The organism is Haloferax sulfurifontis ATCC BAA-897 (assembly GCF_000337835.1).
Classification (GTDB): domain Archaea; phylum Halobacteriota; class Halobacteria; order Halobacteriales; family Haloferacaceae; genus Haloferax; species Haloferax denitrificans.
Genome location: NZ_AOLM01000016.1, coordinates 1 through 26,196, shown reverse-complemented (window position 1 = coordinate 26,196; position 26,196 = coordinate 1). Strand labels below are relative to the sequence as shown.

The window sequence follows — 26,196 nt, the reverse complement described above, 5'->3', positions numbered from 1 at the left end:
CATGAAGTGTCTCCGGGCCCACTTCGACGCCGAGGAAAACCCGTTCGGGAGCCCGTACGACGTGTTCGCGGTCGACGGCCGCCACCCGTGCGGGGAGCTTCGTGACCTCCGGCTCCGGCCCGACGGAACCGTGGTCGAACTCTGCGTCCTCGAAGACGCGCCGCCGGACATCGAGGCCCGGCTGGCCGACCACCCCGATATCGTCGACTTCGACGCCGACGAGACGGCCGACGGCGGCGTCGTCTGTCACGTCCACCTCGTCCCCGACGACGCCGTGCGACGGTTGCTCGAACTCGTCGACGAACACGACCTGCTTTTGGACATGCCGATTCGGCTCACCCGCGAGGGCGTCGTCGTCAACGTCCTCGGGAGCCACGCGCAACTCACGGGCGCGGTCACATCGCTCCCCGATTCGCTCACAGACGCGTTCTGCGTGGACGGCCTCTCGGACTACGAGCCGGTCCGCGGCGGCGTCCGTCTCACTGCCCGCCAGCGCGAAGTGCTCGACACAGCCGTCGAGCGCGGCTACTACGACATCCCGCGTCGGGTGTCGGTCGAGGAACTCGCCGCGGAACTCGACTGCTCGCAGAGCACCGCCTCCGAACACCTTCGGAAGGTCGAATCGCGCGTGATGAACCGCCTCGGGTGACCACCGCCGTCTCGTCGCCGACTTGGTGGGCCACTATATAAAGGACCGGTCGGCATCGGCAGTAGCACCATCTCGGTTCCGGTCGTCTCTCTATCCATGTCAGAAGCGACGCAAGGCAGTCGAGAACGGCCGCCGAGTCCGCCGTCGAAGCCCGTGGTTCACCACACCCTCCGGTACGCGGACGACCCGCTGACGTTCGTCACCGAGGTCGCCCGCGAGTACGGCCCGGTCGCGGAGTACGACATCGGGGGCATCTCGTTTTACCAGCTGAGCGACCCCGAACTCGTCGAGCACGTCCTCGTGCAGGAGAACCAGCGGTACGTCAAGGGCGAGCTGTTTCAGGAATCGCTCGGGACGGTCCTCGGCGACGGCCTGCTCACGAGCGAAGGCGAGTTCTGGCGACAGCAACGCCACCTGATGCAACCGGCGTTCCTCCCGCAGATGCTCCGGCGATACAGCGAGGTGATGGTCGAGTACACGGAGCGCATGCTGTCGTCGTGGGAGGACGGCGAGACGCGCGACATCCACGCGGACATGATGAGCCTCACCGTCGAAATCGCCGCGAAGACGCTGTTCGACGTGGACATCCGCGAGGAGGAGTCCGCCGTCGGCGACGCTCTCGAAACCGTCATGGACTACTCGTCCACCTCGATGAAGCGCCCGGTTGACGTGCCGCGGTGGCTCCCCACCCCGCGTAACCGCCGGTATCAGCGGGCGCTGGACGACCTCACCGAGGTCGTCGGCCGCATCGTGACGGAACACCGCGACGGGGACCCCGACCCCGAGGCCAACGACGTCGTCTCGCTCCTGTTGACGTTCCGCGACGACGACGGCGAGCCCCTGTCGGACGAGCAGATACGCGACGAACTCGTGACCGTCCTCCTCGCCGGCCACGAGACGACCGCGCTGGCGCTCACCTACACGCTCCACCTCCTCGGGACGAACCCCGAACAGGCGGCGACGCTCCGCGGGGAACTCGACGCCGCCCTCGACGGCGAGCGCCCCGGCTTCGGCGACCTCGACGACCTGAGCTACACCGAGCAGGTCGTCAAGGAGGGGATGCGCGTCTACCCGCCGGTGTGGGAACTCATCCGCGAGGCCGCCGAACCCGACACGGTCGGCGGCTACCGCGTCGAACCCGGACAGACCGTCGCGGTCCAGCAGTGGGTCCTCCACCGTGACCCGCGGTTCTACGACGACCCCCTCGACTTCCGGCCGAGTCGGTGGACGAAGGACTTCGAACGCGACCTCCCGAAGTACGCCTACTTCCCGTTCGGCGGCGGCCCGCGGCGGTGTATCGGCGACCGCTTCGCCATGCTGGAAGCGCGCCTCGCGTTGGCGACGATTGCTCAGTCGTGGACGGTCGACCCGACCCACGACCTCTCGTTCGACCCCTCGATTACCCTCCGGCCCGAGGGGTCGGTCGAGATGGTCGTGAACCGGCGGTAAGCGTCGGCGGGGCCGCGTCGGTCTGTTCCCCGCAGTCTCAACGCGCTTCGACCGTCGCCAACACCCTTATTCTCCGAGGCCGTGGACCGGTTCCATGGCCGGAGACTTCCTCCTCGTCGCCGCCCTCTTCCTCGCCGTCGGCCTCCCCGCGGCGGCGTTCCCCTACCGCGTGTCGAAACTCGGCGAGCGGGTCGATGCCATCGGGAGCAAGACCCCGAAAGACGAGGTCGAACCCGCCGAGTGGAACGTGACGCTCACGCGGTTCGTCGGCGTCTTCATGTCCGCGCTCGGGGTCGCCTACCTGTTCGCGTGACGCGGGTCGGCACGAGCCGTCGCCGCCGGCCGCACCGGCCGACCCGCCACCACCCCAGAGCGTTTACCCGCCGTCCGGCCGACACCCGAACCAATGAGCGACGCCGATGTCGACGCCGAGTCGAACCCCTATCTCCGCGACCCGCCGACCGAGTTCGAGCCCGCCGAGTCGCTCTCGCGCGAGGCGGCCGAGGAGCAGGCCGCGCTCCTCCGCGAGGCCGTCAGCGAGCACGACCACCGCTACTACGTCGCGGCCGACCCGCTCGTCTCCGACGCGGCCTACGACGCGCTGTTCTCCCGGCTGGTCGCGCTCGAAGGCGCGTTCGACCTCGACACGACCAACAGCCCGACGAACCGCGTCGGCGGCGAACCCATCGACGCGCTGGAGACGGTCGAGCACGTCGCGCCCATGCTCTCTATCGACCAGAGCACCGAGGCCGCCGACCTCCGGGAGTTCGACGAGCGCGTCCGCCGCGAGGCCGGCGACGTCGACTACGTCTGCGAACCCAAGTTCGACGGCCTCTCGGTCGAAGTCGTCTACGAGGACGGCGAGTTCGTCCGTGCGGCCACCCGCGGCGACGGCCGACGCGGCGACGACGTGAGCGCGCAGGTGAAGACGATTCCGACCGTGCCGCTGTCGCTCCGCGGCGACCACCCCGACCGACTCGCCGTCCGCGGCGAGGTGTACATGCCGAAGTCCGACTTCAGCGACCTCAACGCCCGGCGCGTCGAGGCCGGCGAGGACGCCTTCGCCAACCCCCGGAACGCGGCCGCCGGGACGCTCCGCAACCTCGACCCCTCGGTCGTCGCCGACCGCCCGCTCGCGGTGTTCTTCTACGACATCCTCGACGCGAGCGCGCGCCCCGACAGCCAGTGGGCGGCGCTCGACCGCCTGCGCGAGTGGGGCCTCCGCGTCGCCGACCGGGTCGAGCGCGCCGCGGACGTTGAGGGGGCCATCGACTACCGAAACCGGATGCAGGCCGCCCGCGACGACCTCGACTACGAAATCGACGGGACGGTCATCAAGGTGGACTCGCGGGAGGCCCGCGAGCAGTTGGGCGAAAAGAGCCGCTCGGTCCGCTGGGCGTTCGCCTACAAGTTCCCCGCGCGCCACGAGGTGACGACCGTCCGCGACATCGTCGTGCAGGTCGGACGAACGGGCCGACTCACGCCGGTCGCCATCCTCGACCCCGTCGACGTGGGCGGCGTGACGGTCTCGCGGGCGACGCTCCACAACCCCGACGAGATAGCCGCCCTCGGCGTCGCGGTCGGCGACCGCGTCCGCGTCAAGCGCGCCGGCGACGTGATTCCGCAGGTGGTCGAGGTCACCGAAGACGGCGGCGGGAGCTACGAGTTCCCCGACGAGTGTCCCGTCTGCGGGAGCGCGGTCGACCGCGACGGCCCGCTGGCGTTCTGCTCGGGCGGGCTGTCGTGTCCGGCCCAGCGGGAGGCCTCCATCGGCCACTTCGCGGTCAAGGGCGCGATGGACATCGACGGCCTCGGCGAGGAGCGCGTCGCCCAACTCGTCGACGCGGGCCTCGTCGAGACGGTCGCCGACCTCTACGACCTGACGGACGACGACCTCGCCGAGTTGGAGGGGTGGGGCGAGACGAGCGCCGAGAACCTCGTGGCCGCCGTCGAGAACGCCAAGCATCCCTCTCTCGACGCGTTTCTCGTCGGCCTGAGCATCCCCGAAGTGGGCGAGGCGACCGCCCGCGGCCTCGCCCGCGAGTTCGGGGCAATCGAGGCGTTCCCCATCGATGCCGACGCCGAGGACGGCGAGTTCGACGCGTTCGAAGAACGCCTGACGACGGTCCCCGACGTGGGCGAGACGGTGGCGCGTCGCGTCCGCGACTTCTTCGAGAACGAGGACAACCGCGCCGTGATTCGCGCGCTCCTCGACCGCGGGGTCGACCCCGAACCCGTCGAGTCCGGCGGCGACGAACTCGACGGCCTGACGTTCGTCGTGACCGGAACGCTCGCCGCCAGCAGAGGTGACGTGAAGGAACTCGTCGAATCGCACGGCGGCAACGTCACCGGCTCGGTCTCGGGCAACACCGACTACCTCGTCGTCGGCGACAAGCCCGGCCAGTCGAAGCGCGACGACGCCGAGGCGAACGACGTGCCGACGCTCGCGGAAGCCGAGTTCGAAGAACTGCTCGCGGAGCGCGGCGTGGCGTATCCGCCGGAATAGAACAGTCGGAAGTCGGCGTCACCGAGACGGGCGCTGGCGCGACCGCCTCGGGGGCAGTACGTCGGCCTCAGAGGTCAGCCTTCTCGAACGCCCAGTAGCCGAGGAGCGGCGGGACGACGACCCACGCGAGGAGGATGGCGAGGATGAACGGCCCGGTGAAGTAGAACGGAAGCGACTCCGAGAACGCCGACTGAACGGTGAGTCGCTCGGCGAGACCGGCCTTGAACAGGCGGGCGGCGACCGCGGGGCCGTACAGTTCCGCGACCAGCGTCTCGTAGGCCCGAAGCGGGTTCAGATACTTGATGAACAGTCTCATCTGGACGATTTGCGGCGCGGTCAGCGCGGTGAGACCGAGCTGTTCGACGACCCAGTTGACGAGCCGCGGGACGCCCGTGGCGACCGTCGACCAGAGGACGGCGAAGATGAAGTACAGCCCGACGGTGCCGAACAGCGCCTGCCGCTGGGAGGCCGAGGTCGCCGAGAGCCAGACGCCGATGGAGACGAACGCCGTGGCGAGGAGTCCCGAGAGGGCCACCTGTCCCGCGTAGGAGACGAACATGACCTGCCCGCCGGTGAACAGCATCGCAAAGAGGGCGACGACGAAGCCGACGAGCATCGAGATGATGACGACGAGCGTGCGGCCGACGAGCTTTCCGAACACCACGTCGCGCCGGGAGTTCGGAAGCGACAGCAGGAGCTTGATGGTGCCCGACTCGCGCTCGTCGATGAGCGAGCCGTGGGCCGTCACGAGCGCGATGAGCGCGAGGACGAACCCGAGCATGCCCGCGTACGAGAAGTTGAACAGCCCGCCCGGCGCGGTGGTGAGGCCGAACAGCGTCTCGGAGTTCGCGCCCGCGCCGGAGAGCAGGACGCCGTAGAACAGCGCCGTCGACCCGCCGATGAGGAGGGCGAAAAACAGCGTCAGGCCGAGGAGCCACCGCGACCGGAGGGCGTCGCGGAAGTCCTTGCGCGCGACGGATTCGAGCGTCACGCCGCCACCTCCGGTTCGTCGGCCGAGTCGTCGCCCTCGGTGTACGCGAGGAAGATGTCTTCGAGCGACGCCGAGTCGGTCTCGAAGTCGGCGACGGTCGCGCCGCCGGCCTCGACGGCCTCGATGACGCGGGTCTTGGCGTCGTCGGTACAGCCGACGACGAGGCGGTCGCCGTCGGTCTCGACCGACGAGACGCCGTCGAGCGCTCGGACCGCGTCGAGGTCGGCGTCGCCGTCGACGTCGATGCGGAGAATCGCCTCGGCGTCGACGCGGTCGCGGAGGCCCTCGATGGTGTCCTCGGCGATGAGTCGGCCCTCGCGCATGATGCCGACGCGGTCACAGACCGCTTCGACCTGTCCGAGCACGTGGCTGGAGAAGAACACCGTCGCGCCGCGGTCGGCCTCGGCGCGGACGATGTCGCGCATCTCGCGCGCGCCGGCGGGGTCGAGACCGGAGGAGGGCTCGTCGAGGACGAGGAGGTCGGGACTGCCGGCGAGCGCCATCGCGAGCGCGAGGCGCTGGGACATCCCCTTGGAGTAGCCGCCGGCGCGGCGGGCGGCCTCGTCGGCGTCTAAGCCGACGCGGGAGAGCAGTTCGTCGGGGTCGTCGTCGGCTTCCTTGGACTCGATGGCGAACTCGACGTGTTCGCGCCCGGTGAGTCGGTCGTACACCTCGTAGCCCTCGGGGAGCACGCCGGTCCGACGCCGGACGGCCACGCTCTCGGCCTGCGCGTCGTGTCCGAGCACGCGGACGGACCCGCTCGTCGGGCGGGCGAAGTCGAGAAGCATGTTGATCGTCGTCGATTTTCCGGCACCGTTGGGACCGAGGAACCCGAAGACCTCCCCCTCAGCGACGGAAAACGAGAGGTCGTCGACGGCGGTGACGGTGTCGGGTTCGGACGACGGGAGGAGGGAATCGAACAGTCCCTCGTCGTCTTCGAACCGTTTCGTCACCCCGTTCAGTTCGATGGCGGCCATGGGCGGGCCTGCGTCGCACTGCCTTAAAGTGTTTTAGGTGCGAAAATCACGGGCGATAACATTCCGGGTCGAAATCGGCGGTCGCCGGACGCTCACCTCGCCGCCGTCGGGCGGCTCGGACCCCTCGTCGGCTCAGACCTCGTCGTCGGGCTCGTGGGAGTCGGCCATCTTCGTCGCCTCCGTCGCGTACCGCTCGCGCAGGTCGTCGTCGGCCACGGGTTCGAGGTTCTCGGTCGGCGCGTCGATGGCGGCGGTCACGGTCATCCGGCGCTGGTGCATCACGGCCGCGGCGAGCTCCTTCCGGAGTTCGTACTCGCCGTCGGGCGTCGCGTAGATGAGGATGATGAGGTCCCGGTCGTCGTAGGACCGCTCGACCAACCAGAGCCGCGTCGTGTCGTCGTCGCTCATGGGCCGTGGTTCGGCCGGGGTTCCCTTACGCGTGCCGGCATCGAACCACGGAGCGTGCCGCGACGCCCCCGCCGTTTATTCACTCCGCAAGCGTAGGGTTCCGCCATGTTGGAGACGTTGCTCGGCGACGACGTGGAGTCGTCGGGCCGATACTTGCCCGAACTCATCTACGGCGCGAACGACGGCATCGTCACGACGTTCGCCGTCGTCGCCGGCGTCGCGGGCGCGTCTTTGAGCCCGGGCATCGTCATCGTCCTCGGGTTCGCCAACCTGTTCGCCGACGGCTTCTCGATGGGGATGAGCAACTACCTCGCCGAGCGCTCGGAGGAGGACTACCACGACGCTCGCGGCGACGGCCACGCCCGGACCGACGGGAAGACGCCCGTCAGGACCGCCGCCACGACGTTCGCCGCCTTCATCGTCGCCGGGTGGGCGCCGCTTTTTCCGTACGTGTTCCGGGTCGAGCCGCTGTTTCCCGTCTCTATCGCCGTCACCGCCGCGGCGTTCTTCGCCGTCGGCGCGAGTCGGAGCCTCGTGACGAACCGCTCGTGGCTCGCTAACGGCGTCGAGATGTTCGTCGTCGGAATGGCGGCCGCCACGGTCGCCTACGTGGTCGGGAACCTCCTCGCCGGCGTCGCCTGAGCGGACCCCCGTCCACGTCAGGCAGACCGGCTCCCGGTCAGTTCCTCGACCTCGGTTGCGAGCGACGACAGCGCCTGGGTGCTCTCGTCGGTCGCGGTGACGATGCTGTCGACCGCGCCCTCGGTCTCGACGGTCCGGTCGCGCACGTCCTCGATGGTCGCGGTCAGTTCCTCGACGGCCTCGGCCTGCTCGTCGGTCGCGCGGGAGACCTCCGCGACGCCGTCCGCGGCGGTGTCGATGGAGGAGGCGATCTCCTCGAAGGCCGCCAACATCTCGGAGATGCGGTCGTCCGCGTGCTCGATGCGGTCGTTGGACTCCGTCGCCGCGTGGACCGCCTCGTCGGTCTGCGACTGGATGTCCTCTATCTGCGTGGTGATGTCCTCGGTGTGCTGGCGCGTCTCGTCGGCGAGCGACTTGACCTCCTCCGCGACGACGGCGAACCCGTCGCCGTCCTCGCCGGCGCGGGCGGCCTCGATGTTCGCGTTGAGCGCGAGCAGGTTCGTCTGTTCGGCCACCTCGGAGATGACCTCCACGACCGCCTCGATGTCGTCCATGCGGCCGCCGAGTTCGGTCACGCGCTCGACGAGTTCGTCGCCCATCGTGACGACGCTCTCGGTCGCCTCTCGCGCCTCGCTGTTGGCCTCGCGGCCCGCGGCGGTCGCTTCCCGCGCCTCCGAGGCCGCCGTGTCGACCTCGTCTGCGGTCGCGGCGACTTCCTCCATCGTCGCGCTGAACTGTTGCATCTGGGTCGCGCCCTCGTCGAGGAGGTCGCGCTGTTCCTCGACGTTCTCGACGATGGCGTCGGCCGCCGACGCCGCCCGCGTGACCGCCGCGGTCGCCGTCTCCGTCTCGTCTTCGACGTTCGACGCCAGCGTCGAGAGGTTCCGCGCCGTCTCGTTGACCGCGTCGACGACGAGATACAGTTGGTCGTCGACCGTGCCGCGCTCCGCTATCGTCGCCCGCGCGTCGAGGTTGCCCCGGCTCAGTTGGGTCAGCGTCGACTCGACCTCGGAGACGAGCGCGGCGACCTCGCGGTGGCGCTCGACCTCCGCCGTCCGGTTGCGGACGGTCTGGAGGACGCCGACGAGCTCGTCGCCCTCGTAGAGCGGCATCGCGGTGTGCCGGGCGTGGCAGTCGTCGCCGCTCGCGTCCGTGAACGTCTCTTCTGCGGCGTAGAGCAGGCGGTCCGGGTCGTCGAGTTCCACGCCGTCGAGCGACGCGGCGTCGCGGGGGCTGTCGAGGACCTGCCCCGCGAGCACGCGGGCCGCGGCGTTGCCGTAGAAGGTCTCACCGAGGTCGCGGCGGCCGAGCGCGGCGTCCGCGGACGTGCCGGTCAGCGACTCGACGCCCGAGTTCCACGCCGCGATGCGGCCCTGTTCGTCGAGGACGAACGCCGGAAGCCCGACGCCGTCGAGGAGCACGTCGTCGTCGACGTTCAGGTCGGGCGCGTCGGCGGCGGAGCCGGCGACGATTCCGCCGTCCGGTACCGGAGCCTGCCCGCCGAACCACGAGCGGACGCGAGAGAGTATACCAAGTGACATTAGAGGCCACGTTTCAGAGCATCACAGGAGTATCTTTCGAGTATTTTATCAAAACAGATAATTAGAAGACACCAGGGCGGCGACGCGCCCGACGCGTCAGCCTCAAGCCTCTCGCGCGGTAAGCCACCCCAGATGGACCCTGCCGCGGTCAGCGAACGAGCCAGCGCACTTCCGGAAGACCCCGGCGTGTACCAGTTCGTCGCCGGCGACGCGGTGCTCTACGTCGGGAAGGCGGTCGACATCCGCGCGCGGGTTCGCTCGTACGCGGACCCCCGCTCGGAACGCATCTCCCGGATGGTCGCCCGCGCGGAGCACATCGACTTCGCCGTTACCGACACTGAGACGCAGGCGCTCCTCCTCGAAGCCAACCTCATCAAGCGCCACCAGCCGCGCTACAACGTCCGCCTGAAAGACGACAAGTCCTACCCGCTGGTCCAGCTGACGGCCCACGCGGTCCCGCGCATCGAGGTCACGCGCGACCCCGAGGACTCGGCGACCGTCTTCGGGCCGTACACCGACAAGGGCCGCGTCGAGACGGTCGTGAAGGCGGTTCGAGAGACCTACGGTCTCCGCGGCTGTTCGGACCACAAGTACGCGAACCGCTCGCGGCCGTGTCTCGACTACGAGATGGACCTGTGTACGGCCCCCTGTACCGGCGAAATCGCGGAGCGCGACTACCGCGGGGACGTCGAGTCGGCGGTCCGCTTCTTCGAGGGCGAGACGGGCGTCCTCGCCGACCCGCTCCGCCGGGAGATGGAAGCCGCCGCGCAGGACGCGGAGTTCGAGCGCGCCGCCAATCTCCGCGACCGACTGGAGGCCGTCGAGTCGTTCCACGGCGCGGGCGAAGACGCCGTCTCGTCGCAGTCCGACGAGCGCGCCATCGACGTGCTCGGCGTCTCGCTCCGCGGCGACTCGGCGACCGTCGCCCGACTCCACGCCGAACGCGGCCAGTTAGTCGACCGGACCCGTCACCACCTCGACGCGCCCGAGGGCGAAGACCGCACGGCGGCCGTCCTCTCGGCGTTCCTCGCGCAGTTCTACGCCGAGCGCGACCTCCCCGACGCGGTCGTCCTCTCGGAGCGCCCCGACGACGAGGACGTGGTGGCGTGGCTCGAAGCCGAGGGCGTGGGCGTCCGCGTCCCCGGCGCGGGCCGCGAGGCGAAACTGGTCGAACTCGCGCTGAAGAACGCCCGCCGGCGCGCCGGCCGCGACGACGGCCTCGCCACGCTCGCCCACGAACTCGACCTCGACGTGCGCCGCGTCGCCCGCATCGAGGGCTTCGACGTGAGCCACGCGCAGGGCAAGGCCGTCGTCGGAAGCGACGTCTGCTTCGTCGAGGGGAGCGCCGAGACCGCGGACTACCGCCGGCGGCGACTCCCCGAGCGCAACGACGACTACGCGAACATGCGCGAACTCGTCCGCTGGCGGGCGACCCGCGCGCTGGAGGGCCGCGACGACCGCCCGGACCCCGATTTGCTCCTCATCGACGGCGGCAAAGGGCAGTTGAACGCCGCGCTCGACGCCCTCGAGGAGACCGGCTGGGACGTGCCCGCCGTCGGCATCGCCAAGGACCGCGAACTGGTCGTCACGCCCGACCGGACGTTCGACTGGCCGGACGACGCGCCGCACCTGCACGTCCTCCAGCGCGTCCGCGACGAGGCCCACCGCTTCGCCGTCCAGTACCACCAGACGCTCCGCGACGAGGTGAAGACCGTCCTCGACGACGTGCCCGGGGTAGGTCCGAAGACGCGACGGGCGTTGCTGACGCGGTTCGGGAGCGTCGAGGGGGTGCGCGAGGCGTCGGTCGAGGACCTGACGGACGTGCCCGGCGTCGGCGAGAAGACGGCCGCGGAGTTGAAACGGCGGCTCTGAAGCGGCGGCTGTGACGGGGCTTACGCCTCGAACGCCGGCGAGCGAACCACGAGCACCGCGGCGACGACCGCCCACGGAACGACGGCGACTGCGCCGACGGCAGTCGGGCCGAGTAACGACGGCGCGCCGGCCGTCGCAAAGAGAGTTCCGAGGCCCGCGAAGGCGTTGAACATCCCGTGACCGAGCGCCGCGGGCCACACCGAGTCGGCGCGGAGCGCGACCCACGCGAGGAAGACACCGACCGCCGTCGTCATCCAGACCATCGCCAGAAATCCCGTCCACGGCGCGCCGGGGTAGCCGAAGCCGTAGTTGTAGCCGAGCGCGATGAGCGGCCAGTGCCACGCGCCCCAGACGACGCCCAAGAGGAGGACCGCCCGGCGGGGACCGAGCGGCAGGAGCTTCTGCAGGAGGTACGCCCGCCAGCCGAACTCCTCGCCGAAGGCGAAGGCGGTGTTCACCGTCGCACCGAGGACGAGCCCCTGTGCGACCTGTGCGACCAAGACGAGTTCGAGTGACGCGCCCGGCGGGAGCACCCCGCGGAGCGCCGTCGCGTCGGGGTCGAAATACGCCGGAAAGAGCGCGAAAAACAGCGCCGCGCCGACGGCGATGAACAGACCGGGGACGAGCCACGCGAGGAGGTGGGTGCCGAGGTTCGACCGGAGCGCGGGGCGAATCCGTAGGTCGGTCCATCCCTCGCCGGTGACGAGCCGGGTGACGACGTTCGCGACCGACGGCGAGAACATGTAGCACGTGCTGACGAGCACGAGCCACAGCGGGAGTCCGAACGCGACCGGCGGTGAGTTCGTCAGGCCGCCGGTGAGAGACACGGCGAGCGCGGTCGCGCCCGCGAGTCCGAAGGCGACGAGGAGGAAGACGAAGACGCGACGAGACTCGAACGACTCGGCGCCCGCGTCCGGGTCCGTCCGGCCGTCCCCAACTGTAGACATACGAGAACTATCGACCGGCGACGAGATAACGGTTGACGCCGGGGAGACACGGATGTCAGCGGGAGGAGACGCGGAACCGCAAAAAGTCGGTGTGTCGAGAGCCGGACGGTATGTCGAGAACCGGACCGAGTTACGCGATTTTGTTGTACTGGTCGCGGAGCTTCTCGGCCGCGTCGTCCATGAGGTCGGCCTCGTAGTCGTCGAGGTCCCACTCGACGACCTCCTCGATGCCGTTCGAGCCGAGCTTGACGGGGACGCCGAAGGCGGTGTCCTCGTAGCCGAACTCGCCGTCGAGGACGAGCGAGCCGGGGAGCACTTCGCCGGTGTCGTGCAGGACGGCCTCGACCATGTGGGCGACGCCGGTCGCCGGGCCCCACTGGGTCGCGCCCTTGCGCTCGATGACGTCCATGGCGGACTCCTGGAGGTCGCCGAGAATCTCCTCTTTCTCGTCGGCGGAGAAGGAGGGGTCGTTGCCGTCGACGCGGACCTTCGAGAAGACCGGCACCTGCGCGTCGCCGTGCTCGCCGAGGATGGTCGCGTCGACGTTCTTGACGGGCACGTCGAAGCGCTGGCTCAGCACGTAGCGGAAGCGGGCGGAGTCGAGGCGGCCGCCGAAGCCGATGACTTTGTGGCGGTCGCGGTCGCCCGTCTCGTAGAGGTGGCGGTTGAGCAGGTCGACGGGGTTCGACGTGGTGATGGAGACGAAGTCGTCGTTGTGCTCCGCGAGCGAGGAGCCGATGTCGTCCATGATGGGGGCGTTGTCGCCCGCGAGGTCGATACGGGTCTGTCCCGGCTGGCGCGGGATGCCCGCCGTGATGACGACCACGTCGGAGCCGGCGGTGTCCTCGTAGCCGCCCTGCGTCACGACCGTGTTGGAGTCGTAGGCGATGCCGTGGTTCGTGTCCGCCGCCTGTCCGACCGTCTTGTCTTCCATCTTCGGGATGTCAACGAACACGAGTTCGTCGCAGACATCGCGAAGCGCGAGGTTGTACCCAGCCGCGGCACCGACCGTGCCGGCCGCACCAATCACGCTAACTTTCGTCATGCCACATTAACGACGCTGTGGATTCCGAGTAAACGTTTCGGAACGGGCACCGTCGCGCGGTCTGTCGATTCTGCGTACGTCAGTCGTCGAACTTCGGGCGACTGCGGCGGGGTACCGTCGGTGGCGAGAGCCGGTGAGACCGTCGGTGACGAAACCGACCGAGCGACGCCGTGGGGTTTTTCGACGCACGTCGCGTCCACACCCACATGAGCGACTTCGACAAGGAAGCAGAGCGCCAGCGACTTCGCGAGAAGTACGAGCGAGACGAGACGAAGCGCCGGTCGACCCAGCGGATGAGCGAGTTGCTCCTCAAGGGCGCGACGATGACGAACAAGCACTGCGACAACTGCGGCGACCCGCTGTTCCGCTACGAGGGGCAGGTGTTCTGTCCAACCTGTCAGGCCGAGGGACAGGCCGCGGCGAACGCCGACCAAGACGCGGAGCGGGCCGCCGAGGCGGCCGTCGAAGCCGACGCCAACGAGGGCGAGGCCGCGTCCGGCGGGGCGACCGCGTCCGCAGAGAGCGTCGATGCGGCGGCCGGTTCTGCGACCCCCAATGCCGAAACAGCGGGAACTGAGCGACCGCAGGCCGGAGCCCGACAGCCCGAGCAGGCCGGAGGAAACCGCGTCGCCGACGAGGCGCGCCGCGACACTGCCGGCTCGAACGGGCGGGTCCCGTCGGCGACACAGTCCCGAACCGCGGGCGAGCAGGGGACGACCGAGCGACGCGCGCCCCGCGAGGTCGCCGGCGACGTGACCGCCGCGCGCGAGTCGCTCGTGCGGACGCTGACGTGGGCCGCCGAGCGCGCCGAGGCGACCGACGACCCCCGGCGGGCGACGGAGTTCCTGACCGCCGCGCGCGAGGCCGCCGAGGCCATCTCGGCGCTCGACCGATAACCGACCGACGCGTCGTCGCGTCCTCGCGTCGGCCGTCGCTCCCGGCGGTAGAACTTACCGCCCCGCGGACCCTCTGTTTCGTATGGACGTACTCATCCCCATCGACGGTACCGACGCCAGCAAACGCGCGCTCGACTTCGCCATCGAGATGGTCGTCGGGATGGGCGGGAGCCTCCACGTCGTCCACTACACGAACAACCAGACCGACGCGACGGAGGCCATCCTCGACGACGCGCGCGGCAGGCTCGAAGCGAGCGATGTCGGCGGCGAGCCGGAACTCTCGACCCTCACGGTCGACGTGTGGACCGCCGACCGCGTCGGCGAGGAGATTCTCGACACCGTCGAGCGCGGCGGCTTCGACCACGTCGTCATGGGCCACCACGAGGACGGCATCGTCGAGCGAACCGTCTTCGGGAGCGCCGCCGAGACGGTGCTTCGGGCCGAGGCCGTTCCGGTGACCATCGTTCCCTGACGCGCTCCGGGCGGTGAACGCGGCTCAGCGGTACTCCGAGCCGACGACCTCGCGGATTCGCTCGGCGGTGACCTGGCCGACGCCGCGGACCTCTCTGAGGTCGTCCTCGTTTGCGGTCATGACCGCCTCGACGCTCCCGAACGCTTCGAGCAGGGTCCGCGCCGTGACCGGGCCGATGTCGGCGATGGCGGAGACGACGTACTCCTGTTGTTCGTCGAGCGTCTTCGCGCTCTTGCCGCCGTGGACGCTCACGGTACGCTCGCGGTCCGTCTGCTCGCGGGTGGCGATGGTCGCCAGCATCTCCGCGGTGTCGTCTTCGTCCTCGGTGAACAGCACGCTCACGTTGAAGTCGACCGCGACCGACGACAGCGCCCCGCGAATCGCGCCGGGGTGGATGTTGCGCTCCTCGTAGAGGCCGCGCCCCTCGATGACGAGAAGCGGCCGGGCGTAGTGGCGCGTGAGGTCCGCGACCTGCTCGAATATCGACCGGTCGCCGCCCGTGAGCGTGTCGAGGAAGTCCGAGACGCTCTTTCGCTCGACCGCGACGCGGTCCGAGAGGACGTAGTCGCCGACCGCGAGCGTCTCCAGTCGGGTCGTCAGGTCCTCGCGCTTCGAGAGGGTGCGGGCGATGTTGGAGTCGAGTTCGCGCTGGTCGACGACGATTTCGACGGTCTCCTCGTCGTCGGTTCCCGCCGCGGCGACGGCGGCCGGGTCGTCCGCCTCGTCGCGCTCGGGGGAATCGCCGTCGCTGTCGTCGCGGTCGTTGCCCTCATCGCCCCCGTCGCCGTCGTCCGCCCGCGCCAACTCCTCGTCCGAGGGACCGAAGTCGGCGAGTCCGGACTGCCCGTCGGAGTCGGTTGCGGCGGCGGCCGCGGTCTCTCCGTTCGAGGCGGACGACCCGGCGGCCGACACCTCGTTCGCACCGCCCTCGCTCGCGGCGTCAACCCCCTCGTTTCCGGTGGAACTCCCCGTGTTACCGGCGGAACCGCCGTCGTCTCCGGCGAACGCCGAGAGGTCGCGCTGTGAGGGGTCGAGTTCCGCTTCGAGGTCGTCGGCCGCGCCCTTGAGGTCTCGAAGCTCGTTTTGCATCGTCTTCTCGCGGCGGCGCGATATCCAGAAGTACGCCTCGTCGCGGGTGTCCTCGGCGAGGAGGACGACCACGCGGCCGTCGGCCTGCCGGCCGGTCCGGCCCTTCCGCTGGATGGACCGGATGGCCGTCGGCACGGGTTCGAAAAAGAGCACGAGGTCGACCTCGGGCACGTCGAGGCCCTCCTCCGCGACGGACGTCGAGACGAGCACCTCGAACTCGCCGCTTCGGAACTTGTCGAGGGTCTCCTGCTGTTCGTTCTGCGTCATCCCGTCGGAGCCCTCGCGGTCGCCCTGTCCGACGAACCGCCGGACCGAGAAGCTCTCCGAGAGGAACTCCGTGAGCGCCTCGGCCGTGTCGCGGGACTCGGTGAAGACGATGACGCGCTCGCCGTCCTGGATGCCGAGCGTCTCGGCGAGGAGGATGCGCGTCTTCCTGAACTTCGGGTGGAGGCCGTCGAACGACTCGGCTTTCTGCATCGCCTCGCGGACCTTCGGTTCGGCGACGAGTCGCTGGCTCGCCTTCGACGCGCCCGACGACCGGGCGGCGTTGCGCTGGCGCTCGAAGTACCGCCGGACCGACTCGACCGACTGGGTCTCGACGAGTTCGACCGCCCGGCGGAGCTTCATCACCTCCGCGTGCGTGGACATCCCCTTGTAGCCCTCCGACTTGTCGGCGTTCATCAGCCGCTGGAGCTCCGCGCGCATCCGGTTGAGCTTCTTCTGGGAGATATCGGGCTTCGTCGACTTGGTGACGCCCAACTGCTTGAGCTTCTCCAGCCGGTCGGTGATGACCTCGTTGAGGGCGTCGCGTATCTCCAGGATCTCGTCGGGGAGCTGGATGCGGTTCCACTCCACGTCGGTGTCGTGGGTGTACTCCGACACGTCGGCGTCCTCCTCGGTCATCACCTCCACGTCGACGATACCGAGGTTCTCACAGACTTCGAGGATGGCTTCCTCGTCGCCGCCGGGCGAGGCGCTCATCCCCGTGACGAGCGGGTTCTCGGCGTCGGCGTGGTAGCGCTCGGCGATGTAGACGTAGGCGTAGTCGCCGCTCGCGCGGTGGCACTCGTCGAAGGTGAGGTGCGTCACGTCCCGAAGCGAGATGCGGTTGCCGATGAGGTCGTTTTCGATGACCTGCGGCGTGGCGATGACGATTTGGGCGTCCTGCCAGAGGGCGGCCCGGTCGTCGGGCCGCACGTCGCCGGTGAAGACGACGATTTCGTCGTCCGGAACGGTCAGCGCCTCGCGGTAGAAGTCGGCGTGCTGTTGGACGAGCGGCTTCGTCGGCGCGAGAAACAGCGACTTCCCACCCACGTCGTAGAGCCGCTGGGCTGTGACGAGCAGGCTGACGGTCGTCTTCCCGAGGCCGGTGGGGAGACAGACCAGCGTGTGGCCGTTGCGCGCGGTACCGGCGAGGCGAATCTGATAGAGCCGCCGCTCGATGAACGACGGCGCGAGTAGCGGGTGGTCCACGTACGCAACGTCCTCAGAGGCCGACATCGGTGACGATTGCTCGCCCTCGCCGATAAGGGTTCGCAGAGCAGGGTGAAACTAAAGGAGTCCGCCGGAAGCGACCGCGGCGGTCGTTACCCAGCGCTGTCGGCGGTATCGAGGTCGGGGTCGTCTGGTCGCGCGGTCGGGAGCGACGCTCCGAGGAGCGACGCCCACTCGGCGACCTTCTCGTTGTGCGGATTGGACATAGCGCTTCCCCAAGGAGATATACTCTCAACTATCGTATATAACGGTTGTGCCGATTCGACGGATGGACTCGTACGAACGAGACCGGGAGACCGTCGCTCCACCGGAAACAGTGGGGTCGAGCGCCGGTCCGCCGCGGGAGACGCGGTCAGTCCTCGCTGTTGCCGGGACCCCACGAGTCCGGGACTTCGATGACGTACCGGCCGTCCTCGCGGAGCGAGATGATGTACTCGCTTCGGTCGTACAGCTCCATGAGGTTGAGCTCGTACTGACCCGGATTGACGATTTTGATGCTCTCGAACTGGTCGTTGAGCTCCTCGCGAAGCTGGTCGAGGTCGGGTCGCTCGTCGGACGACGGCTCGATGACCGTGCCGTCGGCGTCCGTGGGCGCGGCGCCCGCGGGCTGGCCGGCCGCCGCGTCGGGGGCAGGAGACACGTCGGGGTCGGAAGGCGCTTCCGACGGCGTCTCCGCCGCCGAACCGCGCCGGTTCGCATCGGCCGCGGCGAGTTCTTCCGGCGTGACGATGTCGCTCCGGGCGCTCTTCTGGGAGTTGTCCTCGTCCGTCTCGCGCGCGTTGATTGTACCGGGGTCTCGATTCGGGGGCGATGCCGAACTCGGCGAACCATCGGACTGACCCGCCGCGGGCTCGCCTCGGGGTTCGTTCCGCGACGCCGGTGGCTCTTGGGGGTCTGCCCCCGGCGACTCGCCGGGCGCTGACGGCCACTCACCCCACCCGCGGGGGTCGGGTTCGGGTCCGCTCCCCGTGTCGGCCGCGTCACCCGCGTCGCTCGACCCGGTCGCCTCGGTCGGCGACGGCTCGCTTCGGGTCGAACCCGCGGCGTCGCCGGTCTCGGTTCGCTGTGGGGCGTCGGCGTTCGCGTTCGCCCAGTCGCTGACGGTCATCGACTCCTCGTCGGTCGAGTCGGGATGGGACTGTTGCTGTGCGCGGTCTCGGACGGCGTCGGCCGCCGAGGAGGCCAGGTCCCGCGTTCCGGCGCCGCCCGCCGACGGCGTGTCACCGCTTGCGCTCGCGGGAGCGCTCCCGCTCGACGCGGGCTTGAACTGAAACTTGTTGCCGCCGCAGTTCGGGCACCCCGAAAGCATCTCCTTCGAGCCGTCGGGGAACACCTTACCGCACGTGGTGCATTGATGTGGCATTGGTGGATGGTAGCGCCGGATGGCGCGTGAGGGCGTTCGTGGGACCCCCTATTTTCGGGAGACGAGCGCGCTGATGAGGTTCTCGTCCTTGTGGAGCGTCTGAATCTGGTTCGCCGGACCGATGACCGTGAGCTTCTGGGTCGACTGTCGGCCCATGAGCCGGTCGAGGAAGCTCTGGTCTGCGGTCTGCGAGCGCGGATACGTCTCGATTTCGATACCGTTGAACTCGTCGGGGCTTATCTCGGCCATCGTGACCTCGATGAGCTTCGACTCCTCGTCGGGCGAGAGGCCCTCTTCGAGGATGACGATGTTGCCGTCGCGGACGCCGTCGAGGATGAGCCGAATCTTCTCCATGCTCGTGAGGTTTGCCATCCGATTCCCGCTGAAGAGGTCTATCTGGACCCCGTCGGTGCCGTTGTCGGAGGCGGTTGCTTCAGGCATGGTGAATCACGCGAAGTACTCCGCGATTTTGGCGTACACTTCGTCCATGTTCTCCCCTTCGAGCGCTGACAACTCGACTGTTTCGTGCTGGGGGTACGCGTTCGCGATGCGCTCGACGTTCGCCTCTTCGAGGTCGATCTTGTTCGCGAAGATGAGCACGGGCAGGTCCTGGCTCTCGATGATGCCGATGAGCATCGTGTTGACCTGCGAAATCGGGTCTTTCGTACTGTCGAGCACGTAGATGACGCCGTCGACGTCCTCGCGGAGCCAGTGCATGGCCTCGGCGACGCCCTCGGTCGCCTCGCGGGACCGGCGGACGGCGTCGTCCTTCTCCATGTCGTGTTCGAGGAACTCCTTGTAATCGACTTTCGTCGTGACACCCGGCGTGTCGACGATATCGATGGTGACTTTCTTGCCGTTCCGCTCGATTTCGACGTTCTCCTTCCGCCTGGCGCGGCGAGTCTCGTGAGGGATGTGGCTCTCGGGACCGATGGCGTCACCGGTCCAGTCACGGGCGATACGGTTTGCGAGAGTCGTCTTCCCGGCGTTGGGCGGGCCATATATACCGATCCGCTTCGGCTCGCTCTCCGAAAAGAGCCGGTCGACGACTCGTGAGATGCTGTCTCTTAAATCTGTGAGCAGTCCCATCCTGGGCCTCCCGCACCTCCCGAACGCGTCGTGGAGGGCGTATGGAGGTATCACCCAACCGGACTCACTTAAGCACTACGTCAGACACCAGTCACGTGGGAGACAAGACGACAGAAAGGGCCGGCAAAGTCGGTGGCCGACTCGGTGAGCCGGCGTCGAGCGAGAATATTCGGCCTGTCAACGACCGGTCATGGCGTATCGAACGGACGAGACGAGACGAAACCGAGTTGGGCCGACTCCGCGGTCGTCGCCCGAATAACTGTTACTTCGAGCGTACGCGTGCGAATCTCGAACGCCTGCCGAGCGGTGGCTCTCACGCAGTGCCGGTCGGTGCTCGTGAAACTCGGAGAACGGTCCGATACCACTGAACCGGGTTCGACACGGCCCGACATCACGTCAGCAGTCGCGTCGAGACGGAGTGGGTTGTTCCCACGGACGCGAAACGGTCGGGGCGCTAAGCAGTCGGGTTCGAAACAGTCGTCGGGTGACACCCCCACCCCTTCGTTTCGGGTGGAACGGGCCGAAGGGGTGGGTGGGGGGAGACCGCTAGACGGCGGTCGAGTGTTAATTGAATATAGAAAGGATGTAATAATATCTACTTTTCCTTCACTACGGGTTTGGTTGGCGAATATGCGTAATAAAACCACCGCTATACAAAGACCAACGAGACCCCCCACCCACCTGTTCACGGCTCCACCTGAAACGAAGGGGTGTGGGGCTATCGACACCCAGGCGTTTCCCGTCGAACTGGAGAACCACCACTTAATTGCACAGGAAACCGAGGGGTTAGACAGCGACGAGAACCGTTCTATCTCCCGATTTTTCGAAAAGCGTGTTTTCGCCGTCTCCACTCGAAACAGGGGGGTTCGGCCCACCGATTTTTCTCGTCGGACGCCACCCACACGCTGAGTTCCACTCTAACTGCCTCCGATTGTCGGTTCGCGTGAACCGCAGACTCGACTCGGAACCGTCGGTCGTCAGAGCCGAGTACAACTCTGACGGCCCGACCCGTCTCGACTTGGTGCGACTCGGCGCGTCTTCGTCCGACTCGCCGTGGTTCGTTCGACCTAGTGCGTCTTTCGTTCGTCTCGTTCGACTCGCCGTGGTTCGAGAAGGTTCTCGATTCGATGACCAACCTCGCCCACATGTCTTCTTCGTCCGGTCGCTCGGCGACTCCGCAACTGAGCGTTCGTCTATTCGCTTCTCGGTCGACCGACGAGCGCCCACTTACTACAGCCGTCGCCTCCGACGATATCGCGACTGTTCGTGTTGAAACGGTCCCGACCCCCCGAGTTCTGGTCGAACGACGGCAGACGAGTCGGAGAAGTAAGATTTTTGTACCGACTGTTCGTTTGGTTCCTTTGCATCATCTGGAATCGCCTTCTTCGGCGTGATGTGAAAATGCCGACTATCTCCGGCTTCACACACCCTATGCGCCGATTTGGGGCGACAATTCCACTTGAAACAAAGGGGTATTCACGATGGACGAGGAAGAGAATCCGAGAGGCGGCACACGAGAGGGAGCCGGGGACAGCAGGTCGGACGACATCGTCGCGGACGCCGACCCCGGCGCACCGAGTACCGACGCGTCCGACGGCGACGCGCCTGCCGACGGCTCTTCCGCCGCGGACGACGTATCCTCCGAAGAGAGCGTCTCCCCCGAGGACGACGAGGACGTGTCCCCCGAAGACATCGACATTCAGGCGAGCATCGGCCCCGACGCCGACGCGCCCGACGGGGACCTCGACCAGCACAAAGACCCCGACGTCGGCCTCGACAAGGTCGTGCTCAACGACGACGAGGGGTCGAAAGGGCTGTTCGACGACCTCCTCGCCGGCGAGCCGATTTTCGAGAACAAGGAGGTCCTCCGCCCGTCGTACACCCCGCACGAACTCCCCCACCGGACCGACCAGATAAACCAGATGGCGACGATTCTCGTCTCCGCCCTGCGCGGGGAGACGCCGTCGAACATCCTCATCTACGGGAAGACCGGGACCGGCAAGACCGCGAGCGCGAAGTTCGTCAGTCAGGAGCTCGAATCCACCTCCCAGAAGTACGACGTGCCCTGCGAGGTCGAGTACATCAACTGCGAGGTGACCGACACGCAGTACCGCGTGCTCGCCCAGCTCGCCAACAAGTTCATCGAGAAGAACGTCGAGCGCATCGAGGCCGAACAGGAGCGCCTCGACGAGATGCGCACGCGGGCGACCGAAGACCCCAACGCTCTCGCGGACACGCCGTACGACTCCATCGCCGAAATCGACGAGCGCGCGGCGGAACTCGACGACGACGCCGACGAGATGGAGACGGTGCCGATGACCGGGTGGCCGACCGACCGCGTCTACACGACGTTCTTCGACGCCGTCGACTACAAGGAGCGGGTGGTCGTCATCATGCTCGACGAAATCGACAAACTGGTCGAGAAGTCGGGCGACGACACGCTCTACAACCTCTCGCGGATGAACTCCGAACTCGACAACTCCCGCATCTCCATCATGGGCATCTCGAACGACCTGAAGTTCACCGACTTCCTCGACCCCCGTGTCAAGTCGAGCCTCGGCGAGGAGGAAATCGTCTTCCCGCCGTACGACGCCAACCAGCTCCGCGACATCCTCCAGCACCGCGCCGACGTGGCGTTCAAGCCCGGCGCGCTCACCGACGACGTGATTCCGCTGTGCGCCGCGTTCGCCGCGCAGGAACACGGCGACGCCCGGCGCGCGCTCGACCTGCTCCGCACGGCCGGCGAACTCGCGGAGCGCGGGCAGGCCGACACCGTCGAGGAGGCCCACGTCCGACAGGCGCAGGACAAAATCGAACTCGACCGCGTTGTCGAGGTCGTCCGCACCCTGCCCACGCAGTCGAAAATCGTCCTCTTCGCCATCATCCTCCTGGAGAAAAACGGCGTTCGCAACATCAACACCGGCGAGGTGTTCAACATCTACAAGCGCCTCTGCGAGGAGATCGACGCCGACGTGCTGACCCAGCGCCGCGTCACCGACCTCATCTCGGAACTCGACATGCTCGGCATCGTCAACGCCGTCGTCGTCTCGAAGGGTCGCTACGGCCGAACCAAGGAAATCAGCCTTTCTGTCCCCATCGACGAGACCGAGGCCGTTTTGCTGACGGACTCCCGTCTCGGCGACATCGAGAGCGCACAGCCGTTCGTGCAGGCGCGGTTCGACAACTGAGACTGAAAAACGAAGTCCGCGAAGTCCGACGCCGACTCTGTTACTTTTCCCGCGTCACGCCGCGAGCGCGTCGGCTCGCGCCGATGTCGCCGATGGTTCCGATAGCTCCGGCGGCTCGACCTGAAGCGGTGCCGTCGTCGCCGGCGCGTCGCCTCCCGCCGCGTTCGTCGTCGACACGTCGGGAGCCGCCGTCTCCATCGTCGTCACGTCGACGAGTTCGACAGGGGCCGGCGCGACCGGCGTCGTCGTCGCCATCGAGTTGGCGAGCGTCAGTCGAACCCACCCGAGAAGCGGGATGCGGATTCGCGCGACGCCTTGGACCCACTCGGGGCGGACCGGGTCGGCGATGCCGCTCACCTGGTCGTACCGCGGGTTGTTGTCGCCTTTCGTGATGAAGCCGCTGTACTCGGCGGGGCAGTTGGCGAGTTCCCGGCAGTTGTCGGCGGCCATGTACTCGGGGTTCGCCCTGTCGTACCAGTTCTCGCCGTCCTCGACCCAGAGCATCGCCCGGTGGATAATCGGGGGGCCGCGGGCGCCGGGGTCGTCGTAGACGATGACGCTTCCGGGCCCGCCGAACTTCCGGTAGTCGACTTCGGCACCTGTCTCGGCCGTGACGACGGCGGTCCCCTCGACCGCCGAGTCGGGGGCGTATCGCTCCGGCCCCGTGATGAACACGAGGTCGCCTTTGTACATGTGCGGTTCCATGCTCCCGCTTTCGACGGCGACCATCGGCGGCCACACGCCGCTCACCGCGAACAGGAGCAACCCGACGGCCAACACGGCGAGCGCGCTCGTCAGGATTTCGCGGACGAACAGAAGCGGCCCCTCCTCTGCCGTCCGAAGCCGAGTTAGCACGCCTTCGTCGGAGGCGGGACCGAGCCGCGGGTCGGGGGAGGGGGGGCGGCCGTCGTCGTCACTCATCACTCCCAGTTTACCCGGACCGGGTTTCAACGTTCTGGGTTTCGGCATCCTTTTTGCCGCGTGTCGCACACTCCGGGTGTGCCACTGGAGACGCCGGCGCGCATCGTCCGGGCGCTCGTCGGTCGCGGCTACAACGCCGAACGCGAGGCCGTGACACTCATCGCCGGCTCCGACGACCCCGGCCGAACCCTCGCCCGCGTCGTCGAAGCCGCCCCGGACGACGCGCTTCGCATCACCGCCGACCACGTCCGCGAGGTGCTCGCCTCCGCCCCCGCCGCGGACCCGCCGGGAACCGAACCGACGGTTCCGACCGCCGCGGACGCCGCCGCATCCGACGCCGCCGCGTCCCACACCGCCGCGTCAGACCCCTCTGTTTCTGATGCAACATCGCACGACAACGCGGCTCACACCTCTCAATCGACTCCAGCCGAAGCGAAGGTGAGCTCGGGCGGTCGGAACGTCGACCCGGCGCTTCGCTCCCTCGAAATCGCCAACGACATGACCGGGCAGTCGACGGGGACCGGCGAGTACGACGACTTCGTGAAGGTGTTCCGCGACCGCTACGAGAAGCTCTCGAAGATGCTCCGCGGGCGCGTCAACCACCGTCCCGCGAAGGCCATCTCGAACATGTCCGGCGGCGAGGACGCGGAACTCATCGGCCTCGTCGACGACGTTCGGTCCACGAAGAGCGGTCACTGGATTATCGACCTCGAAGACACGACGGGGACGTTCCCCTGTCTCGTGATGAAGGACAAGGACATCGCGGGCTACGTCGACGAACTCCTCATGGACGAGTGCATCGCGGTGCAGGGGACGCTGTCGGGCGACGCGGGCATCCTCTTCGTGGACTCGATGCACTTCCCCGACGTGCCGCGGAGCCACCGCCCCAACACCGCCGACAGGGACGTGCAGGCGGCGCTCATCTCGGACGTACACGTCGGCAGTCAGGAGTTCATGGCCGGCGCGTGGAACCGCTTCGCCGACTGGCTCCACACCGAGGAGGCAGAGCGCATCGAGTATCTCCTCATCGCCGGCGACATGGTCGAGGGCGTCGGCGTCTACCCGAATCAGGACGAGGAACTCGACGTCATCGACATCTACGAGCAGTACGAGGCGTTCTCCGAGCACCTCAAATCGGTGCCCGGCGACCTCGACATCGTGATGATTCCGGGCAACCACGACGCGGTCCGACTCGCGGAGCCCCAACCCGGCTTCGACGACGAACTCCGCGACATCATGTCGGCCCACGACGCCCGCATCACGAGCAACCCCTCGATGGTCACGCTCGAAGGCGTCAACGTGCTCATGTACCACGGCGTCTCGCTCGACGAGGTCATCGCCGAACTGCCGGCGGACAAGGCGAGCTACGACGAGCCGCACAAGGCGATGTACCAACTCCTGAAAAAGCGCCACGTCGCGCCGCAGTTCGGGGGTCACACCCGCCTCGCGCCGGAGGAACTCGACTATCTCGTCATGGAGGACGTCCCCGATATCTTCCACACCGGCCACGTCCACAAGCTCGGCTGGGGCAAGTACCACAACGTCCTCGCGGTCAACTCCGGTTGCTGGCAGGCCCAGACCGACTTCCAGAAGTCCGTCAACATCGACCCCGACGCCGGTTACGCGCCCATCGTCGACCTCGACACGCTGAACATGACGGTTCGGAAGTTCTCCTGAGGCGGCGGCCCGTCTCAGACTCGAATGCGCCCCGTTAGCACGCCGGATGTGCGGCGACCGGGACCATTCCGCCGTCGCTTTTTATGGGCGACGCGCACAGAGTCGGTGATGACCGACGACGCGCTGTTCGACGCGACGAGCCTGAACGACCTGTCGCTTTCCAACCGAGTCGGGTTGGCTCCGATGACGCGCATCAGCGCCACCGACGAGGGGCTGGCGACCAACGAGATGGCCCACTACTACCGGAAGTTCGCCGACGGCGGCTTCGGCTTTCTCGTCACCGAGGGCGTCTACACGGACGACGCGTACAGTCAGGGTTACCTGAACCAGCCGGGGCTCGTCACCGGCGACCACGTCGAGGCGTGGACGAACGTCACGGACGCCGTCCACGAGGTCGACACGCCGATTTTCGCGCAGTTGATGCACGCCGGGGCGCAGTCGCAGGGGAACACCCACCTCGATGGCGACCGGACGCTCGCGCCCTCCGCGGTCCAGCCCGACGGCCAGAAGGCCGAAGCCTACGGCGGGAGCGGGGAGTTCGCGGTCCCGAAGGCGGCCGACGAGACCGACCTCGAAACCGTCCGCGAAGGATTCGTTCGGGCGGCGCGGAACGCGGTCGAAGCCGGCTTCGACGGCGTGGAACTCCACGGCGCGAACGGCTACCTGCTCAACGAGTTCCTCGCGGCCGACGCGAACCGGCGCGACGACGAGTACGGTGGCGGTCCCGAGTCCCGAGTCAAATTCCCGGCCGAGGTCCTTTCGGCGGTCGCCGACGCGGTCCCCGAGGAGTTCGTCGTCGGCGTCCGCGTCTCGCAGGAGAAAGTGACCGACGGCGACTACGAGTGGCCCGAGGGCGAAGAGGCGGCCGCGGTCTTCTTCGAGGCGCTGTCGGCCGCCGGAGCCGACTACGTCCACGCGACCGAGACCGACGCGACGAGCCCGACCTTCGGGGCGGGCGGCCCGTCGCTCGCGGAGGCCGC

The 26,196-nt window shown here is 67.9% G+C and carries 22 protein-coding genes; 11 read left to right on the top strand and 11 right to left on the bottom strand.

Annotation, left to right across the window (positions count from 1 at the left end):
* Window position 1 precedes the first annotated feature (1 nt).
* The 4 genes from C441_RS08105 (at window position 2) to ligA (ending at window position 4,604) form a co-directional block, all read left to right on the top strand.
* The gene (locus C441_RS08105; protein ID WP_007274671.1) at window positions 2–649 is read left to right on the top strand and encodes a helix-turn-helix domain-containing protein; all 648 of its coding nucleotides are present in this window, start codon (window positions 2–4) and stop codon (window positions 647–649) included.
* A gap of 96 nt (window positions 650–745) precedes the next feature.
* Entirely contained in the window at window positions 746–2,098 is a 1,353-nt protein-coding gene (locus C441_RS08100) for a cytochrome P450 (RefSeq protein WP_049920504.1), read from the top strand.
* Window positions 2,099–2,192: 94 nt separating this feature from the next.
* A complete protein-coding gene (locus C441_RS08095) occupies window positions 2,193–2,411 on the top strand; it encodes a hypothetical protein (protein ID WP_007274669.1) in 219 nt (72 codons plus the stop codon).
* A gap of 93 nt (window positions 2,412–2,504) precedes the next feature.
* The gene (gene ligA / locus C441_RS08090; RefSeq protein ID WP_007274668.1) at window positions 2,505–4,604 is read left to right on the top strand and encodes an NAD-dependent DNA ligase LigA; all 2,100 of its coding nucleotides are present in this window, start codon (window positions 2,505–2,507) and stop codon (window positions 4,602–4,604) included.
* A 67-nt stretch (window positions 4,605–4,671) separates the two neighbouring features.
* Here ligA and C441_RS08085 read toward each other — a convergent pair whose 3' ends face one another.
* The 3 genes from C441_RS08085 to C441_RS08075 all read right to left on the bottom strand — a co-directional run bounded on the left by C441_RS08085 (window position 4,672) and on the right by C441_RS08075 (window position 6,980).
* A complete protein-coding gene (locus C441_RS08085; protein ID WP_007274667.1) occupies window positions 4,672–5,595 on the bottom strand; it encodes an ABC transporter permease in 924 nt (307 codons plus the stop codon).
* Window positions 5,592–6,572, bottom strand: coding sequence for an ABC transporter ATP-binding protein (locus C441_RS08080; RefSeq protein ID WP_007274666.1), 981 nt, complete (start codon window positions 6,570–6,572; stop codon window positions 5,592–5,594). The genes C441_RS08085 and C441_RS08080 overlap by 4 nt, the downstream gene beginning before the upstream one ends.
* A gap of 132 nt (window positions 6,573–6,704) precedes the next feature.
* The gene (locus tag C441_RS08075) at window positions 6,705–6,980 is read right to left on the bottom strand and encodes a hypothetical protein (RefSeq protein WP_007274665.1); all 276 of its coding nucleotides are present in this window, start codon (window positions 6,978–6,980) and stop codon (window positions 6,705–6,707) included.
* A 105-nt stretch (window positions 6,981–7,085) separates the two neighbouring features.
* Here C441_RS08075 and C441_RS08070 point away from each other — a divergent pair, with 105 nt between their 5' ends.
* Entirely contained in the window at window positions 7,086–7,622 is a 537-nt protein-coding gene (locus tag C441_RS08070; RefSeq protein WP_007274664.1) for a VIT1/CCC1 transporter family protein, read from the top strand.
* A 17-nt stretch (window positions 7,623–7,639) separates the two neighbouring features.
* On the opposite strand, the gene C441_RS08065 is transcribed toward C441_RS08070, so the two are convergent.
* Window positions 7,640–9,163 carry a methyl-accepting chemotaxis protein gene (locus tag C441_RS08065; protein WP_007274663.1) on the bottom strand — a complete coding sequence of 508 codons (1,524 nt, stop codon included), beginning with the start codon at window positions 9,161–9,163 and terminating at the stop codon, window positions 7,640–7,642.
* 132 nt (window positions 9,164–9,295) lie between these two features.
* Between C441_RS08065 and C441_RS08060 the strand changes: the two genes are divergently transcribed.
* Window positions 9,296–11,035: an excinuclease ABC subunit C gene (locus C441_RS08060; protein WP_007274662.1), complete on the top strand. Its 1,740-nt coding sequence runs from the start codon at window positions 9,296–9,298 to the stop codon at window positions 11,033–11,035.
* 20 nt (window positions 11,036–11,055) lie between these two features.
* Here C441_RS08060 and C441_RS08055 read toward each other — a convergent pair whose 3' ends face one another.
* Entirely contained in the window at window positions 11,056–11,982 is a 927-nt protein-coding gene (locus tag C441_RS08055; RefSeq protein WP_007274661.1) for a CPBP family intramembrane glutamic endopeptidase, read from the bottom strand.
* Between the two features lie 130 nt (window positions 11,983–12,112).
* The gene (gene mdh, locus C441_RS08050; RefSeq protein WP_007274660.1) at window positions 12,113–13,027 is read right to left on the bottom strand and encodes a malate dehydrogenase; all 915 of its coding nucleotides are present in this window, start codon (window positions 13,025–13,027) and stop codon (window positions 12,113–12,115) included.
* Between the two features lie 206 nt (window positions 13,028–13,233).
* On the opposite strand from mdh, the gene C441_RS08045 reads away from it, so the two are divergent.
* Together C441_RS08045 and C441_RS08040 are read left to right on the top strand one after the other, a co-directional pair.
* Entirely contained in the window at window positions 13,234–13,923 is a 690-nt protein-coding gene (locus tag C441_RS08045; protein WP_007274659.1) for an Sjogren's syndrome/scleroderma autoantigen 1 family protein, read from the top strand.
* A gap of 82 nt (window positions 13,924–14,005) precedes the next feature.
* Complete coding sequence (locus C441_RS08040; RefSeq protein ID WP_004968735.1) at window positions 14,006–14,395, top strand: universal stress protein; 390 nt, start codon at window positions 14,006–14,008, stop codon at window positions 14,393–14,395.
* 24 nt (window positions 14,396–14,419) lie between these two features.
* Here C441_RS08040 and C441_RS08035 read toward each other — a convergent pair whose 3' ends face one another.
* The 4 genes from C441_RS08035 to C441_RS08020 form a co-directional block, all read right to left on the bottom strand.
* Window positions 14,420–16,984 (bottom strand): DEAD/DEAH box helicase, encoded by a 2,565-nt coding sequence (locus C441_RS08035; RefSeq protein WP_007274658.1) that lies wholly within the window; start codon window positions 16,982–16,984, stop codon window positions 14,420–14,422.
* A 346-nt stretch (window positions 16,985–17,330) separates the two neighbouring features.
* Window positions 17,331–18,341 carry an OapC/ArvC family zinc-ribbon domain-containing protein gene (locus C441_RS08030; protein ID WP_083874906.1) on the bottom strand — a complete coding sequence of 337 codons (1,011 nt, stop codon included), beginning with the start codon at window positions 18,339–18,341 and terminating at the stop codon, window positions 17,331–17,333.
* Window positions 18,342–18,389: 48 nt separating this feature from the next.
* Window positions 18,390–18,782, bottom strand: coding sequence for a DUF2073 domain-containing protein (locus C441_RS08025; RefSeq protein ID WP_049917862.1), 393 nt, complete (start codon window positions 18,780–18,782; stop codon window positions 18,390–18,392).
* 6 nt (window positions 18,783–18,788) lie between these two features.
* Window positions 18,789–19,430 (bottom strand): Era-like GTP-binding protein, encoded by a 642-nt coding sequence (locus tag C441_RS08020; protein WP_004968740.1) that lies wholly within the window; start codon window positions 19,428–19,430, stop codon window positions 18,789–18,791.
* Window positions 19,431–20,911: 1,481 nt separating this feature from the next.
* On the opposite strand from C441_RS08020, the gene C441_RS08015 reads away from it, so the two are divergent.
* Complete coding sequence (locus C441_RS08015) at window positions 20,912–22,618, top strand: Cdc6/Cdc18 family protein (protein ID WP_004968741.1); 1,707 nt, start codon at window positions 20,912–20,914, stop codon at window positions 22,616–22,618.
* Window positions 22,619–22,672: 54 nt separating this feature from the next.
* Here C441_RS08015 and C441_RS08010 read toward each other — a convergent pair whose 3' ends face one another.
* Entirely contained in the window at window positions 22,673–23,473 is an 801-nt protein-coding gene (locus C441_RS08010; protein ID WP_049920510.1) for a S26 family signal peptidase, read from the bottom strand.
* Between the two features lie 144 nt (window positions 23,474–23,617).
* Between C441_RS08010 and C441_RS08005 the strand changes: the two genes are divergently transcribed.
* Together C441_RS08005 and C441_RS08000 are read left to right on the top strand one after the other, a co-directional pair.
* Window positions 23,618–25,216, top strand: coding sequence for a DNA-directed DNA polymerase II small subunit (locus tag C441_RS08005; protein WP_007274654.1), 1,599 nt, complete (start codon window positions 23,618–23,620; stop codon window positions 25,214–25,216).
* 108 nt (window positions 25,217–25,324) lie between these two features.
* The coding region (locus tag C441_RS08000) for an oxidoreductase (RefSeq protein WP_007274653.1) at window positions 25,325–26,196 on the top strand (872 nt) is incomplete at its 3' end.

Bases quoted from the DNA above. Each gene is read 5' to 3' on its own strand.
- C441_RS08060 (WP_007274662.1), top strand. From the start codon at position 9,296: ATGGACCCTGCCGCGGTCAGCGAACGAGCCAGCGCACTTCCGGAAGAC.
- C441_RS08105 (WP_007274671.1), top strand. From the start codon at position 2: ATGAAGTGTCTCCGGGCCCACTTCGACGCCGAGGAAAACCCGTTCGGG.
- C441_RS08095 (WP_007274669.1), top strand. From the start codon at position 2,193: ATGGCCGGAGACTTCCTCCTCGTCGCCGCCCTCTTCCTCGCCGTCGGC.
- C441_RS08075 (WP_007274665.1), bottom strand. From the start codon at position 6,980: ATGAGCGACGACGACACGACGCGGCTCTGGTTGGTCGAGCGGTCCTAC.
- C441_RS08045 (WP_007274659.1), top strand. From the start codon at position 13,234: ATGAGCGACTTCGACAAGGAAGCAGAGCGCCAGCGACTTCGCGAGAAG.
- C441_RS08025 (WP_049917862.1), bottom strand. From the start codon at position 18,782: ATGCCTGAAGCAACCGCCTCCGACAACGGCACCGACGGGGTCCAGATA.
- C441_RS08100 (WP_049920504.1), top strand. From the start codon at position 746: ATGTCAGAAGCGACGCAAGGCAGTCGAGAACGGCCGCCGAGTCCGCCG.
- C441_RS08080 (WP_007274666.1), bottom strand. From the start codon at position 6,572: ATGGCCGCCATCGAACTGAACGGGGTGACGAAACGGTTCGAAGACGAC.
- ligA (WP_007274668.1), top strand. From the start codon at position 2,505: ATGAGCGACGCCGATGTCGACGCCGAGTCGAACCCCTATCTCCGCGAC.
- C441_RS08020 (WP_004968740.1), bottom strand. From the start codon at position 19,430: ATGGGACTGCTCACAGATTTAAGAGACAGCATCTCACGAGTCGTCGAC.
- C441_RS08015 (WP_004968741.1), top strand. From the start codon at position 20,912: ATGGACGAGGAAGAGAATCCGAGAGGCGGCACACGAGAGGGAGCCGGG.
- C441_RS08035 (WP_007274658.1), bottom strand. From the start codon at position 16,984: ATGTCGGCCTCTGAGGACGTTGCGTACGTGGACCACCCGCTACTCGCG.
- C441_RS08030 (WP_083874906.1), bottom strand. From the start codon at position 18,341: ATGCCACATCAATGCACCACGTGCGGTAAGGTGTTCCCCGACGGCTCG.
- C441_RS08055 (WP_007274661.1), bottom strand. From the start codon at position 11,982: ATGTCTACAGTTGGGGACGGCCGGACGGACCCGGACGCGGGCGCCGAG.
- C441_RS08065 (WP_007274663.1), bottom strand. From the start codon at position 9,163: ATGTCACTTGGTATACTCTCTCGCGTCCGCTCGTGGTTCGGCGGGCAG.
- mdh (WP_007274660.1), bottom strand. From the start codon at position 13,027: ATGACGAAAGTTAGCGTGATTGGTGCGGCCGGCACGGTCGGTGCCGCG.
- C441_RS08040 (WP_004968735.1), top strand. From the start codon at position 14,006: ATGGACGTACTCATCCCCATCGACGGTACCGACGCCAGCAAACGCGCG.
- C441_RS08070 (WP_007274664.1), top strand. From the start codon at position 7,086: ATGTTGGAGACGTTGCTCGGCGACGACGTGGAGTCGTCGGGCCGATAC.